The organism is Microvirga vignae (genome assembly GCF_001017175.1).
GTDB lineage: Bacteria > Pseudomonadota > Alphaproteobacteria > Rhizobiales > Beijerinckiaceae > Microvirga > Microvirga vignae.
Genome location: NZ_LCYG01000127.1, coordinates 17,627 through 31,509 on the forward strand (window position 1 = coordinate 17,627; position 13,883 = coordinate 31,509).

General features: G+C 62.9%; 13 protein-coding genes. 10 read left to right on the top strand and 3 right to left on the bottom strand.

Annotated features, from left to right (window positions below; genetic code table 11):
* Nucleotides 1–367: 367 nt before the first annotated feature.
* Complete coding sequence (locus AA309_RS29830; RefSeq protein WP_047192651.1) at nt 368–631, top strand: hypothetical protein; 264 nt, start codon at nt 368–370, stop codon at nt 629–631.
* A 114-nt stretch (nt 632–745) separates the two neighbouring features.
* Here AA309_RS29830 and hutC read toward each other — a convergent pair whose 3' ends face one another.
* A complete protein-coding gene (gene hutC, locus AA309_RS29835) occupies nt 746–1,480 on the bottom strand; it encodes a histidine utilization repressor (protein WP_047192652.1) in 735 nt (244 codons plus the stop codon).
* A gap of 17 nt (nt 1,481–1,497) precedes the next feature.
* Nucleotides 1,498–2,856, bottom strand: a complete 1,359-nt coding sequence (locus tag AA309_RS29840) for a formimidoylglutamate deiminase (RefSeq protein ID WP_047192653.1) — start codon at nt 2,854–2,856, stop codon at nt 1,498–1,500.
* Between the two features lie 163 nt (nt 2,857–3,019).
* Here AA309_RS29840 and hutI point away from each other — a divergent pair, with 163 nt between their 5' ends.
* The 8 genes from hutI (at nt 3,020) to AA309_RS29880 (ending at nt 11,664) form a co-directional block, all read left to right on the top strand.
* Entirely contained in the window at nt 3,020–4,222 is a 1,203-nt protein-coding gene (gene hutI, locus AA309_RS29845; RefSeq protein ID WP_047192654.1) for an imidazolonepropionase, read from the top strand.
* Between the two features lie 11 nt (nt 4,223–4,233).
* A complete protein-coding gene (gene hutH, locus AA309_RS29850; RefSeq protein ID WP_047192655.1) occupies nt 4,234–5,769 on the top strand; it encodes a histidine ammonia-lyase in 1,536 nt (511 codons plus the stop codon).
* Nucleotides 5,766–6,599, top strand: a complete 834-nt coding sequence (gene hutG, locus AA309_RS29855) for an N-formylglutamate deformylase (RefSeq protein ID WP_047192656.1) — start codon at nt 5,766–5,768, stop codon at nt 6,597–6,599. The genes hutH and hutG overlap by 4 nt, the downstream gene beginning before the upstream one ends.
* Before the next feature lie 15 nt (nt 6,600–6,614).
* Nucleotides 6,615–8,279, top strand: coding sequence for a urocanate hydratase (gene hutU / locus AA309_RS29860; protein ID WP_047192657.1), 1,665 nt, complete (start codon nt 6,615–6,617; stop codon nt 8,277–8,279).
* Complete coding sequence (locus tag AA309_RS29865; protein WP_047192658.1) at nt 8,279–8,860, top strand: HutD/Ves family protein; 582 nt, start codon at nt 8,279–8,281, stop codon at nt 8,858–8,860. Before hutU ends, AA309_RS29865 begins: the two co-directional genes overlap by 1 nt.
* Before the next feature lie 185 nt (nt 8,861–9,045).
* Nucleotides 9,046–9,987 carry an ABC transporter substrate-binding protein gene (locus AA309_RS29870; protein WP_047192659.1) on the top strand — a complete coding sequence of 314 codons (942 nt, stop codon included), beginning with the start codon at nt 9,046–9,048 and terminating at the stop codon, nt 9,985–9,987.
* Nucleotides 9,988–10,099: 112 nt separating this feature from the next.
* Entirely contained in the window at nt 10,100–10,876 is a 777-nt protein-coding gene (locus tag AA309_RS29875) for an ABC transporter permease (RefSeq protein WP_047192660.1), read from the top strand.
* Nucleotides 10,873–11,664: an ABC transporter ATP-binding protein gene (locus AA309_RS29880; RefSeq protein ID WP_047192661.1), complete on the top strand. Its 792-nt coding sequence runs from the start codon at nt 10,873–10,875 to the stop codon at nt 11,662–11,664. The genes AA309_RS29875 and AA309_RS29880 overlap by 4 nt, the downstream gene beginning before the upstream one ends.
* Nucleotides 11,665–11,899: 235 nt before the next feature.
* On the opposite strand, the gene AA309_RS29890 is transcribed toward AA309_RS29880, so the two are convergent.
* Nucleotides 11,900–12,793, bottom strand: a complete 894-nt coding sequence (locus tag AA309_RS29890) for a LysR substrate-binding domain-containing protein (protein ID WP_084731822.1) — start codon at nt 12,791–12,793, stop codon at nt 11,900–11,902.
* A gap of 139 nt (nt 12,794–12,932) precedes the next feature.
* Between AA309_RS29890 and AA309_RS29895 the strand changes: the two genes are divergently transcribed.
* Nucleotides 12,933–13,778: a transporter substrate-binding domain-containing protein gene (locus tag AA309_RS29895; RefSeq protein ID WP_047192663.1), complete on the top strand. Its 846-nt coding sequence runs from the start codon at nt 12,933–12,935 to the stop codon at nt 13,776–13,778.
* Nucleotides 13,779–13,883: the final 105 nt, after the last annotated feature.

The following is a 13,883-nucleotide window of genomic DNA, read 5'->3' on the forward strand; positions in this document are numbered from 1 at the left end:
GGAATCTGCATGCAAGGGCAGCTTTGGGTCGAAGACGGTCCTTAGGCGTGGCCGCGTAAAGGGCACTCGCCATGCAAGTGCGAACCTTTGGTTTATTTCCGCTTTGTGCCATTAAAAGTCATTCCGCATGCATATCATTCCATGAGCCCAATCCTCGTCTGCGAATGCAACATTGCGCTGCTCCGCATCGAAAAGTCCTGGTGCTGTAGCTCCGAATACCTGTAGGACCTTGCATTTCGCGCGCCCATTGCCCACCTTGGCAAGAGCGTCAGGGTCCAGACTTCTCTGGTGGGCGGTCCCGCTCGCGACGTCGGACACCTTTCCTTGCCCTCGCACTCACGGCGCGACAGCAACCGAGGATCCCGCCATGGACTTCATTGGCCTCAGGACGACCATCGCATCTCCCCACGCGAGCCGGCTCCTCACCACTATCATCAGACTGGCAGTCATGACGGCGGCGGGGATTATTCTGCTGACCATGGTGCTGGTCGGATTCTTCGTCGTGCTTCCGCTGATGCTGGTTGGCGGAATCGCTTCGTATTTCTACCTTCGGCGTCGTGTGCGTCGGACACGACAGCGCCCTCAGGCAGAAGTGATCGATGCCGAGTATACGGTTATCGACCACCGGTAACGCTTGGAAGTGTCCCGAAGGAGCAAGGTGCCGCCGCTAACCTGCTCGACCTGCCCCTCATCCATAACGGTGTCCGGTGTCGCCTCGCTCGCGTGTCAGCAGCCAGTTCTCTGATCAGGTTACGGCTTGAGCCGCTGTGCCTCCCTTGAGTGATGGGGAGAAGCGTCCAATCAGGTGATGTCTTTCACCCGGATAGGTAATCCGCGCCTCGGTCACGAAGGCGCCTGCCTGCCAAGTCCGCCGCTCCAGCACGAGACACGCGGCTCCGGTCTGAATCTGAAGTCTCTTCGCCATCGCGCTGTCGGCATTGACCGCGCGCACGATGTGCTCCGCCTCAGTCCATGGCACGCGCCGCAGAAGCCAGGTGCCGGGCGGATCGTCCTTGAAAGACTCCTCGCCGGCCTCGGGCACAGTGGCGAGATTGATGAGGCGCTGCTCGAAAGCCTGCGGCACATCATTCATCACGTGAAGCGTGGAGAGGCAGAGCATCTCGGTACCCGTCGGCAGTCCCGTGCGCTGCGCGGCGGCGGCATCTATGGCCTCTATGGAGCGATGCAGAATCTTGAAGCGATACTCGGTGCCCGCACGGGTCGCTTCGAGAGCGAAATCCTGAATCTGCAGCACCGCCTGCTGGTTGCTCGGCTCCGCCACGACCGAGCCAGCCCGACGCCGGCGGGTGATGAGACCATTGGCAGCCAGCATCGACATCACCTTGTTCACGGTCATGCGCGAGCATCCGTATTCGGCCATCAGCTCATGCTCGAAGGGAATGCGATGGCCCGGAGGCCACTCGCCGGACATGATCCGGGCCTCGAGATCTTCGCGGATGCGCTGATGCAGATGCTTCATGTCAAACGACTTTTCTCTCATGCCAGGATGCGGTTCATCGCGCGCACATAGCGAGCGCGGATCGCGTCGCGATTCACATGCCGGCCTCTCATTACCATGGCCTGGCCCGCAACGAACACCGTATCAATCACTGTCCTGCCTGCGACGAAGACGTAAGAATCGATCCAACGATCTCCAGAAACGGCAGCAAGATCCGGGTGATCTGCATCGAGCACGACGAGATCGGCGCGATGCCCGGCTGCAATCGCACCGATGCGGCGCCCAAGAGCCTGGGCCCCGCCCGACAGCGCCTTTTCGTAGAGGTTGCGCCCCGTCGACTGGCCCTCGCATTCGGCGAGAACATTACGGGCGCGGTGCTTGAGGCGCTGGCTGTACTCGAACTGCTTGAGCTCCGCCGGAGCCGAAATCTCGATGTTGGAATCGGACCCGACACCGAAACAGCCTCTGGCGGCGGTGTAATCGATACCTTCGAAGATTCCGTCGCCCAGATTGGCTTCCGTGATGGGGCAAAGGCCCGCCACTGCACCGCTCATGGCAATTCCCTTGATCTCCTGCGCATCAAGATGCGTGGCGTGGATCAGGCACCAGCGTTGATCCACAGGCGCATGATCGAGCAGCCACGCGACCGGGCGGTGGCCCGACCATGCAAGGCAATCTTCGACCTCCTTCACCTGCTCGGCGACGTGGATGTGAATCGGCCCCTCGCGTGACCTCTCGACGACTTCGCTCAGGCTCGCGGGAGTGACGGCGCGCAGGCTGTGCGGCGCGACACCGACGACGGCATCGTCGAGATTGACCACAGCCTTGCGAGCGCCCTCCAGAAGGCGGGCATAGCGCTCGACATCGTTGATGAACCGTCGTTGTCCTTCGGCAGGTGCGGCACCGCCGAATCCACCCTGTGCGTAGAAGACCGGAAGAAGGGTCAGGCCCATGCCGGTCTCCTGCGCGGCGGCCGCGATGCGCCCGGAGAGCTCCGCGATATCGGCATAGGGCCGGCCGTCTGTATCGTGGTGCAGGTAATGAAACTCGGCGACAGAGGTGAACCCGCCTTCGAGCATCTCCATCATCGCGAAGGCGGCGATCGCCTCGACATCGTCCGGCGTGAGCCGGCCGAGGAAGCGGTACATCACCTGCCGCCAGGTCCAGAAGCTGTCCCCTTCCGGCCCTCGGGTTTCGGCAAGCCCCGCCATGCCACGCTGAAAGGTGTGGCTGTGCAGGTTCGGCAATCCAGGCAAGGCGATCCCAGTGATGTGCTCGCGGTCCTCGCGAGGGGCATCCCGGTGCACGGCGGCAATCACGCCGCCCTCGACATCGAGACCGACATTCCGGACCCAGCCTTCGGGAAGGAGGGCATGATCAAGGATGAGCCTGCGCATCGCTGACACCTTTACTGTGGAGTGGCTCCTGAATGCCTGACGTCTGCAGCCGCCAAAAAGCCATGCCGACGCCCGACCATCAGAGCCGATCGAATACGTCTAGACAATATCGATCTTTTGCGATTATGTATAGACATTATCGCAAACGCACCGGAGCAGAGACATGCGCTTCGACCGGGTCTGGTTCAACGCTCGCCTCGCCACGCTGGTCGGCGAGGGCCTTGGCATCGTCGAAAACGGAGCCGTTGCGGCCAAGGATGGCCGCATCGCCTTTGCCGGACCGGCGCAGGATCTCCCGGCCGATAGAACTGCGGTCGAACGGATCGACTGTGACGGGCGCTGGATCACCCCCGGTCTCGTCGATTGCCACACCCATCTCGTCTTCGGCGGCGACCGGGCACACGAGTTCGAGCTGCGCCTGAAGGGTGCGAGCTACGAAGAGATCGCCCGGGCCGGCGGCGGCATCGTCTCCACCGTGAAGGCGACCCGGGCGGCGAGCGAGGACGAGCTTGTTTCAAGCGCCCTGCGCCGCCTCGATCATCTCATCGCCGAGGGCTGCACCACCATCGAGATCAAGTCGGGCTACGGCCTCGACCTGGAGACGGAAGCTCGGTGCCTGCGCGCGGCGCGGCGTCTGGCCGAGGAACGCGCCATCACCGTCACCACCTCCTTCCTCGGCGCCCACGCCCTGCCGCCGGAGGCGAATGGCGACAAGGATGCATATATCGACACCGTGTGCCGGCAGATGCTGCCCGTTCTTGCTCGCGAAGGATTGGCTGATGCAGTCGATGCCTTCTGCGAAGGCATCGCGTTTTCTCCCGAACAGACTGCGCGCGTTTTCGATGCGGCAAAGGCGCTGGGGTTGAAGATCAAGCTTCATGCCGACCAGCTCTCCAATCTGCACGGTGCGAGGCTCGCTGCCGATTATGGAGCTCTTTCGGCCGATCATCTTGAATACACGGATGAGGATGGCGCCGCCGCGATGGCAAAGGCGGGCACGGTCGCGGTGCTGCTGCCGGGCGCGTTCTACATGCTGCGCGAGACGCAAGCGCCGCCGGTCGAGGCCTTCCGCAGGCACGGCACTCGTCTGGCGCTGGCAACCGACTGCAATCCCGGTACTTCGCCGCTGACCTCGCTCCTGCTCACCATGAACATGGGTGCGACCCTGTTCCGCCTGACGGTCGAGGAATGCATCGCCGGCGTGACGCGCGAGGCGGCGCGCGCCCTTGGTCGTCTCGACAGCATCGGCACGCTGGAACCGGGCAAGTCCTGCGATCTCGCAATCTGGAACATCGAACGTCCGGCGGAGCTCGTCTACCGCATCGGCTTCAATCCGCTTCATGCCCGCATCTGGAGGGGACAGTGACACAACCCGTAATGCTTCACCCAGGCTCCGTCGCCCTGACCGACTGGCGCCGCGTCTATTTCGGCGCAGAGCTTTCGCTCGCGCAGGATTGCCGCGCTTCCATCGAAGCAGGAGCCAAGACCATCGAGGCCATCGTGGCCAAGGGAGAGCCGGTCTACGGCATCAACACGGGCTTCGGAAAGCTCGCGAGCGTGCGCATCGGCACCGCAGACCTTGCGACGCTCCAGCGCAACATCGTGCTCTCGCATGCGGCGGGTGTCGGCGAGCCTCTGCCGATCGCGGTCGTGCGGCTTGTGATGGCCCTCAAGCTCGCGAGCCTCGCACAGGGTGCCTCGGGTGTGCGCTGGTCCACCATCGAGCATCTGACGGCCTGCCTCAAGGCGAATCTCGTTCCCGTCATTCCCGGCCAGGGATCGGTCGGCGCCTCGGGCGACCTTGCTCCCCTCGCCCACATGACCGCGGCGCTTATGGGTGTGGGCGAGTTCTTCGTCGACGAGACCCGCATGCCGGCGGGAGCTGCACTCGCACGGGCAGGTCTTACACCGCTGACGCTCGGCCCCAAGGAAGGCCTTGCTCTTCTCAACGGCACCCAAGTGTCGACCGCCCTCGCGCTCGCGGGCCTGTTCGAGGCCGAGCGTGTATTTCGCGCAGCCCTCGTGACGGGAGCGCTCGCGACCGATGCCGCCAAGGGCTCCGACGGACCGTTCGACGACCGCATCCAGAAGCTGCGGCGCCATCGCGGGCAGATCGAGGTTGCCGCGTCCCTGCGGGCTTTGATGCAGGGCAGCGCCATTCGCGCCTCGCATCTCACCAACGACGACCGCGTGCAGGATCCCTACTGCCTGCGCTGCCAGCCTCAGGTGATGGGCGCTGTGCTCGATCTGCTGCGTCAGGCCGGCGAGACGCTCGCCACGGAAGCAAACGGCGTCTCCGACAACCCGCTCGTCTTCTCCGAAACCGGCGAGGTCATTTCCGGTGGCAACTTCCATGCTGAGCCTGTCGCCTTCGCGGCCGACATGATCGCCATGGCACTCTGCGAGATCGGCTCTCTCGCCGAGCGGCGGATCGCCATGCTGGTCGATCCAACCCTCTCAGGATTACCCGCGTTTCTCACACCAAAGCCGGGGCTTAATTCCGGCTTCATGATCCCGCAGGTCACTGCCGCCGCTCTCGTTTCGGAGAACAAGCAGCGCGCCTATCCGGCGAGCGTCGACTCGATCCCGACCTCCGCCAACCAGGAAGACCACGTGTCCATGGCAACCCATGGCGCACGGCGCCTCCTGCCCATGGCCATGAACACCGCCAATGTCATCGGCATCGAGCTGTTGGCTGCTGTCCAGGGCTGCGACTTCCATGCTCCCATGAAGTCCAGTGAGCGCCTGGAGCGTGCCCGCACTCTCCTGCGGTCAAAGATCCCCCATCTCGATGACGACCGGCACATGGCTCCCGATATGGAACGCGCGACGGCTCTCGTCATATCCGGCGCACTGGCCGAATCCGTCGGCAGCGATGTGCTCCCGCTTGTGGCGGACGAGACCCTGTCATGAGCAAAGAGTGTCCAGACTGGCTCTCCATGATCCGCGGCGACGCGCCTCTCCTGGTAAGCCTGCCGCATACGGGCACCGAGATTCCACCCGAATATGAGCGCGGTCTCGTCTCACCCTGGCTCGCGCGCAAGGATGCGGATTGGTGGATCGAGCGGCTTTATGATTTCGCCTCCTCGCTCGGTGCGACCGTGATCCGCACGACGATCTCCCGCACCGTGATCGACGTGAACCGCGACCCTTCCGGCATGTCGCTCTATCCGGGACAGGCAACCACGGAGCTTTGCCCCACCACCACCTTCGACGGTGAGCCGCTCTATGAACCCGGGACCGAGCCGGCAGCAGAAGAGATCGCTGAGCGCCGTGCCCGCTTCTTTGATCCGTATCACACGACATTGCGGTCCGAGATCGAGCGACTTCGGGCACTACATGCCAACGTAGTGGTCTACGATTGTCACTCGATCCGTTCGGTCATTCCGCGCCTGTTCGACGGCACCCTGCCCCACTTCAACATTGGCACCAATGGCGGCACCACCTGCGCGCATGCCTTGAGTGAAGCGATCGAAACAATCTGCGCGGGCAGCGGGTTCAGCCATGTGGTGAACGGGCGCTTCAAGGGCGGCTACATCACACGCAGCCTCGGCCGGCCTGAAGCCGGCGTTCATGCCGTCCAGATGGAGCTTGCATGCCGCGGCTACATGAAGGAGCCGCTGGACTCCGTCGCCGAGGGCCAGTGGCCGACGCCGTACGACGGGGCCGAAGCGGCGCCCATGCGCGCAGCGCTGACTCGCATTCTCCAATCCTGTCTCACCTTCGCCCATTCCAAAGCCTGATCGAGGATCCGTCCCATGACACGCATCGACAACGCCCGCGTGATCCGCGCGCCCCATGGCACCGAACTGTCGGCCAAAAGCTGGCTGACGGAGGCGCCGCTTCGCATGCTGATGAACAACCTTGATCCCGACGTCGCCGAGAGGCCCGGCGAACTCGTCGTTTATGGCGGCATCGGGCGGGCGGCCCGCGACTGGGAGAGTTTCGACCGCATCGTGGCCGCGCTGAGGAACCTGGAAGCGGACGAGACCCTGCTCGTGCAATCGGGCAAGCCCGTCGGCGTCTTCCGCACACATCCAGATGCCCCGCGCGTGCTGATTGCCAATTCCAACCTCGTGCCGCACTGGGCCACCTGGGACAAGTTCCATGAACTCGATCGCAAGGGGCTCATGATGTACGGCCAGATGACGGCCGGATCCTGGATCTACATCGGCACGCAGGGCATCGTGCAGGGGACTTACGAGACCTTCGTGGAGGTGGGCCGCCAGCATTACAACGGCGATCTTTCCGGCCGCTGGATCCTCACCGGAGGCCTCGGCGGCATGGGGGGCGCGCAGCCGCTCGCCGCCATCATGGCCGGTGCCTCCTGCCTTGCGGTCGAGTGCCAGCCGAGCCGCATCGAGATGCGCCTGCGCACCGGCTATCTCGACCGGCGCGCCGATACACTCGACGAGGCGCTCGCCATCATCGAGCAATCCTGCCGCGACAAGAAGCCGGTCTCCGTCGGCCTCCTCGGCAATGCCGCCGAGATCTTTCCCGAGATCTACCGGCGCGGGATCCGCCCCGGTGCGGTGACCGACCAGACCTCCGCGCACGATCCCATCAACGGCTACCTGCCGAAGGGCTGGACGCTCGCCGAATGGGAGGCCAGGCGCGAGAGCGACCCCAAGAGCGTGGAGCATGCCGCCAAACAATCCATGGCCGAGCACGTGCGCGCCATGCTGGACTTCTACAAGGCGGGCGTGCCGACCCTTGATTACGGCAACAACATCCGTCAGATGGCCAAGGAGGAAGGCGTCGAGAACGCCTTTGACTTCCCGGGCTTCGTGCCGGCCTATATCCGCCCGCTCTTCTGCCGCGGCATCGGGCCATTCCGCTGGGCCGCGCTGTCGGGCGATCCGGAGGATATCTTCAAGACCGATGCCAAGGTGAAGGAGCTGCTGCCCGACAACAAGCACCTGCACAACTGGCTTGACATGGCCAAGGAGCGCATCAAGTTCCAGGGCCTGCCCGCCCGCATCTGCTGGGTGGGCCTGGGCGACCGTCACCGCCTCGGTCTCGCCTTCAACGAGATGGTCGCCAAGGGCGAGCTGAAGGCACCCATCGTGATCGGACGCGATCACCTCGATTCCGGTTCGGTCGCGAGCCCGAACCGCGAGACGGAAGCCATGAAGGACGGCTCCGACGCAGTCTCCGACTGGCCGCTCCTCAACGCGCTCCTCAACTGCGCCTCCGGCGCGACCTGGGTGTCGCTGCACCACGGTGGCGGCGTCGGCATGGGCTTCTCGCAACATTCGGGCATGGTGATCGCCTGCGATGGCACCCCGGAAGCCGCCAAGCGCATCGAACGCGTGCTGTGGAACGATCCGGCGACGGGCGTGATGCGCCACGCGGATGCGGGCTACGACATCGCCATCGACTGCGCCCGCGAGTTCGGCCTCAACCTGCCGGGTCTGCGGTGATGAAAGCGCGCGTGATCCGCAACGAGGATCTGGTCCGCGTTCCCTGGAAGAACGGCGGCGGCACCACTGCGGAGGTCGCCGCCTTTCCGGAAGGCTCCAGCCTCGAGACCTTCGGGTGGCGCGTCAGCATGGCGGATGTCGCGTCCGACGGTCCCTTCTCGGTCTTTCCAGGCATCGATCGCACGCTGATCGTGATCGAGGGTCATGGCATCGAGCTCGATGTGGAGGGCATCGCCTATCCTCTCGACGGGGCTTCCCCCAAGCTCTCCTTCTCCGGCGATGACATGACCATGGGACGGCTCCTCTCGGGACCGATCCGCGACCTCAACGTGATGACCCGGCGCGGGCAGTTCAGGCACCGGACGCGGTTCGTGGAAGCTGGCGTGGCCCTGCTCGCCGACGAGACATGCATCGCCTTCCTCGTTGCACTCGATGGTCCCTTCGACGTGACGTTGGATTCAACTGTCCATTCGCTGCAAGTCCTCGACATCCTCGTGCTGGAAGGGATGCACGATCTCATCCTGCTCTCTGGAACCGGACGAGCAATCCTCGTCGAGATCGCGCCCGACGCTTCATCATAGAGCGCAATTTTCAGTACGTGCTGCCCAAAACAGTGGCAGGCCCAAATGTCTATACATTTGACAATACCGCTCCAACATGGTGCCATTCGCGCGCTCGGAGAAACGGACCGGAAGCGCAGAATGCAAAACCTTCCAGAGGGCGCGGTCGGCGGAACGAGACAGGGAAATTTGCAACGGAGGACGCAATGAAGGCGGTATTGGGTGGTTTGGCCATGTTGGCGCTGGCGGTCGTGCCGGCTTCAGCGCAGGAGACGAAAGTGGCCGTCGGCATCTCGGGCTGGACAGGCTTCGCGCCCCTGACGCTCGCGAAGGAGGCCGGGATCTTCAAGAAGAACGGCCTCGACGTCACGATCAAGAAAGTTCCGCAGGCCAGCCGCCATCTCGCGATTCAGTCCGGCGACATTCAATGCGCCGCCACCACGGTCGAGACCTGGATTGTGTGGAACGCCAACGGCGTGCCCACCAAACAGATCTTCCAGCTCGACAAGAGCTATGGCGCGGACGGCATGGTGGTGCGAAACGACATCGCCTCGATCAAGGACATCAAGGGCAAGACGGTGGCAGCCTCCGCACCCGGCACGTCACCTTACTTCGTGCTGTCCTGGATGCTGAAGAAGAACGGGCTCTCGGTGAAGGACGTAACCGTGGTCAACATGGAGCCGGGCCCTGCCGCCCAGGCGTTCATCGCCGGACAGAACGATGCGGCCATGACCTACGAGCCCTATCTCTCCTCGGTTCGCGCTGCGCCTCAGGCTGGCAAGATCATCGCGACCACTCTCGATTATCCGGTCGTGATGGATACCTTCGGATGCACGCCGAAATTCCTCGCCGAGAACCCGAAGGCCGCCAAGGCTCTTGCCGACAGCTATTTCGAGGCGCTGGACATGATCACCAAGGATCAGGCGAAATCCTACGAGATCATGGGCGCAGACGTGAAGCAGACCGGCGAGGCTTTCGGCAAATCGGCCCAGTACCTGCGCTGGCAGGACCGCGAGGCCAACAAGAAGTTCTTCACCAGTGAGTTCAAAACCTTCTCGGCCGAGGCTGCCGATCTGCTTCTCGAGACCGGCATCATCAAGCAAAAGCCGGACATGGAAGCCCTGGCGGATACAAGCTTCATCCAGTAACGGCTTCGACCAAGCAGCCACGGCCCTCATTCCTTCCATGCGGGCCGTGGCCGGATCCCTCGTCTATTGAAGCCATCCCGTCTGCTGTTCCGGATGGCAAAGCAGATCATTCATGCCCCGTCCTCTCGAACCCGTCGGCCAGAGCACGCGCATCACGCTCGGCATCTCCTTCTTCATTCTCTTCTTTGCTGCCTGGGCCTTCGCAACCCTCGGCGGCTTCGTTTCACGCACCTTCCTCGCCGATCCGATCACCATGATGCAGGATGGCTGGCTGCTTCTCACGCGCTTCGGATTCTTGGGCGATATCGGCGTCACGGTCTGGCGCGTCGTTGGCGGGTTCATTCTCGCGGCGATCATCGCCGTGCCGATTGGCATCCTGATGGGCGCGTACAAATCCTTCGAGGCGTTTCTCGAGCCTTTCGTGTCCTTCGCGCGCTATTTGCCCGCCTCCGCCTTCGTGCCGCTCCTCATTCTCTGGGCGGGCATCGGCGAGATGCAAAAGCTGCTCGTCATCTTCATCGGCTCGGTCTTCCAGATCATTCTGATGGTGGCAGTGGCCGTCGGCAACACGCGTCGGGATCTGGTCGAGGCGGCTTACACCTTGGGGTCCAAAGATCAGGGTGTGGTGAAGCGCGTACTCATCCCCGCCAATGCGCCTGAGATCGCCGAGATCCTGCGCCTCGTGCTCGGCTGGGCCTGGACCTATGTGATCGTCGCGGAGCTCATCGGTTCCTCCTCTGGCATCGGACACATGATCATCGACAGCCAAGCGCTCCTGGCGACGGGTCAGATGATCTTCGGCATCATCATCATCGGCATCATCGGCCTCATCTCCGATTTCCTGTTCAAGGCCCTCAACCGCTCGCTCTTCCCTTGGAGGCTCGCATGACGAACGCGATCCTCCAGATCGACAATGTCTCGCGCGTGTTTCCCGGCGTGCGTGGCGGCGCTCCCGTGCGTGCGCTCGAGCCCACAAGCCTGCGGGTGGAGCAGAACGATTTCATCACCATCCTGGGACCGTCCGGCTGCGGGAAATCCACGTTGTTGCGCATCGTGGCCGGCCTCGACCGCCCCAGCGGCGGACGCGTGCTGCTCAACGGGCGCGAGATCAAAGGCCCGGGCGCCGATCGGGGCATGGTGTTCCAGTCCTACACCCTGTTCCCATGGCTGACGATTGCGGAGAACATCGCCTACGGTCTGCGTGAGAAGGGTGTGCCGAAATCGGAGCGCCGGGATATCGTGGCCTCCTATACCGAAAAGGTAGGACTGCGTGGCTTCGAGAACCATTATCCGAAACAACTCTCGGGCGGTATGCAGCAGCGCACGGCCATTGCCCGTGCGCTCGCCAACGATCCCGCCATCCTGCTCCTCGACGAACCCTTCGGGGCGCTCGACAACCAAACGCGCGGTCTCATGCAGGAACTGCTGCTCGGCATCTGGGAGCGTGAACGCAAGACCGTTCTCTTCGTCACTCACGACATCGAGGAGGCGATCTTCCTCGCTTCCCGCGTGATCGTCATGACCGCGCGCCCCGGCAGGATCAAAGCCGATATCTCGGTCGAGCTTCCCCATCCCAGGCACTATACCATGAAGACCACGCCGGAATTCTCAAGCCTGAAGGCACAGCTGACGGAGGAGATCCGACACGAGGCCATCGAGGCGGACGTCGCCCGTTAGGCATGGGGTAGCGATGAAGGCGGCCTCAGCAAGCCTGCCTTCTCGTTCCTGGAAGATGCGATGACTCGCCGAGTGTTTCTATCCAATGTTGAGATCGTCTCGGATTTGAACTGCGGCATCTCGATCTTGGTGTCCTTCATCGGTGTTGATGATCCGACAGACCCGCTCGTTTGCTGCCCCCTCTCATTGGCTGAGCAGCAACACGTCGAATGGCAGAGTGCGGCCGTCGAGCAATCTATGCGACCGGAACTGCTTGGCGGTTGAAGCTTTCGAGGATCCATTGCCGGACCGCGGTGACCGCCGGCCGACGTTCGTGATCGCTGGCATCGATCAGAAAAAAGGTGGCCGGGGCACGAATGCTCTCATCGAACGGTCGAACGAGCGTTCCGGATTCCAGGTAGCGCTGGCAGGTGACGTTGTCTCCCATTGCGATCCCAAGGCCGCCGACGGCCGCCTCGATCATTGCCAGATGATTTCCCAGGTAATGACGTCCTCCCGATAGAACGCTTCCCTGCGGCACCGTCGCCAGCCAGAGATCCCACTCATGGCCGTTTGCGGCACACAACAAGGGTGTATTCGCAAGCTCATGGATGTCGCCGGTCTTGAAAAGGTCGGGCCTGCAGACAGGAAAGAGATCTGTATTGATGAGCCGCTCGCTGCGCCGGCCGGGCCAGATTCCATCTCCATAGCGGATGCACAGATCGACATCGGAGGCGATGACCTCTTTTGGACTGTTTGAGGGGCGCAGATGCAGCCGCAGGTCCGGATATTGCTTCAGCAGGTTTCCGACCGTCTTCACCAACCACAGACACGTCAAGGCAGGAGGCGCACTCACCGTCACGTCGCCGCGCACGCTTGGCCGGTCCAAGCTGATGACGGCAGCCGACAGAAGATCGAACCCCGAACTCAGGGGAGCCAGAAGCTGCTCGCCTGCAACCGTCAGCTTGAAGCGATTGCCCGCCCGTTCGAGCAGATCGGCCCCGATGAAGGCCTCCAGCGTCCGGATTTGGTGACTGACGGCTCCGTGAGTCACCCCAAGCTCCTCCGCGGCTCGGGAGATCGAGCGACGGCGGGCCGCTGCCTCGAAGGCCCGCAGAGCATTGAGAGGAGGGAGCCGACGTGCTGCCATTGTTAGATTTTCTCACAGTTTAGCCGGAGACATTCTCGATTGCGTGAGCCCATCTGTCTAGAGCAAGGTTTGGATCTCTTGCGGGGTTCTGACCGACCGCAGGAAGGCTTTCACAATCAGTCAAAAAGGGAGCGGCTCGGTGAAGCGTCTTCAAGTATTCGGCATTGCAGCCTTGGGGCTTCTTGCGGCCACAGGCAGCGCCTTCGCACAGGCAAAGAAATGGGAAACCGTGAAGATTGCCACGGAGGGCGCCTATGCCCCGTGGAACTTCACCGGCCCTGGCGGCAAGCTCGAAGGCTTCGAGATCGATCTCATTGGAGAGCTCTGCCCGCGGATGAAGGTGAAGTGCGAGATTGTGGCCCAGGACTGGGACGGCATCATTCCCGCGCTCAACGCCGGCAAGTACGACGCCATCATGGCCGGGATGCAGATCACCGAAAAGCGCCTGGAAAGCATGAGCTTCTCAAAGCCATATGCCCGCACGCCCGGTGCCTTCCTCGTTCCAAAAGATTCTCCCCTGGCGAAAGTGCCGAACGATAAGGTCTTCGATATCGGCGCGGATGTCGCAGCAGCCCAGAAAGCCGCCGACGAGATCAAACCACTCCTCAAGGGCAAGGTCGTGGGCGTCCAGGGCTCGACCACCCTCGCAACCATGATGGACCGCCTGTTCCAGGGTGTGGAGGTTCGTGAGTACAAGACCACGGAGCAGCATGATCTCGATCTCGAGGCAGGCCGTGTCGATGCCATCGCGGCGGCTACGACGACCCTCGACATCACCTTGGGCAAGCCAGGCTTCGAGAACTTCGTCATTGCCGGTCCCGGCTTCACGGGAGGCTTCATGGGCCGCGGCGTTGCCGTGGGTCTGCGCAAGACCGACCAGGACCTGAAGGCCATGTTCGACGAGGCCATCGCATCGGCCATGGCCGACGGCACGATCTCGCGGCTGTCGCAGAAATGGTTCAAGCGCGATCTCGCCGCGAAGTAGTGGCGGAATAACACCCCTTGAAGCAGCCCGCCCGGCTCACCCGGGCGGGACGGACTGCATCGTTCCGTGCGGACGAACTACATGGAACGGACGCTCTCGCGTTGT

Excerpts from the sequence above, each read along its gene's own strand:
- hutG (WP_047192656.1), top strand. The coding sequence starts at position 5,766 with ATGAGCAAAGAGTGTCCAGACTGGCTCTCCATGATCCGCGGCGACGCG.
- hutH (WP_047192655.1), top strand. The coding sequence starts at position 4,234 with ATGCTTCACCCAGGCTCCGTCGCCCTGACCGACTGGCGCCGCGTCTAT.
- AA309_RS29865 (WP_047192658.1), top strand. The coding sequence starts at position 8,279 with ATGAAAGCGCGCGTGATCCGCAACGAGGATCTGGTCCGCGTTCCCTGG.
- hutI (WP_047192654.1), top strand. The coding sequence starts at position 3,020 with ATGCGCTTCGACCGGGTCTGGTTCAACGCTCGCCTCGCCACGCTGGTC.
- AA309_RS29830 (WP_047192651.1), top strand. The coding sequence starts at position 368 with ATGGACTTCATTGGCCTCAGGACGACCATCGCATCTCCCCACGCGAGC.
- AA309_RS29870 (WP_047192659.1), top strand. The coding sequence starts at position 9,046 with ATGAAGGCGGTATTGGGTGGTTTGGCCATGTTGGCGCTGGCGGTCGTG.
- AA309_RS29840 (WP_047192653.1), bottom strand. The coding sequence starts at position 2,856 with ATGCGCAGGCTCATCCTTGATCATGCCCTCCTTCCCGAAGGCTGGGTC.
- AA309_RS29890 (WP_084731822.1), bottom strand. The coding sequence starts at position 12,793 with ATGGCAGCACGTCGGCTCCCTCCTCTCAATGCTCTGCGGGCCTTCGAG.
- AA309_RS29875 (WP_047192660.1), top strand. The coding sequence starts at position 10,100 with ATGCCCCGTCCTCTCGAACCCGTCGGCCAGAGCACGCGCATCACGCTC.
- hutU (WP_047192657.1), top strand. The coding sequence starts at position 6,615 with ATGACACGCATCGACAACGCCCGCGTGATCCGCGCGCCCCATGGCACC.
- AA309_RS29880 (WP_047192661.1), top strand. The coding sequence starts at position 10,873 with ATGACGAACGCGATCCTCCAGATCGACAATGTCTCGCGCGTGTTTCCC.
- hutC (WP_047192652.1), bottom strand. The coding sequence starts at position 1,480 with ATGAAGCATCTGCATCAGCGCATCCGCGAAGATCTCGAGGCCCGGATC.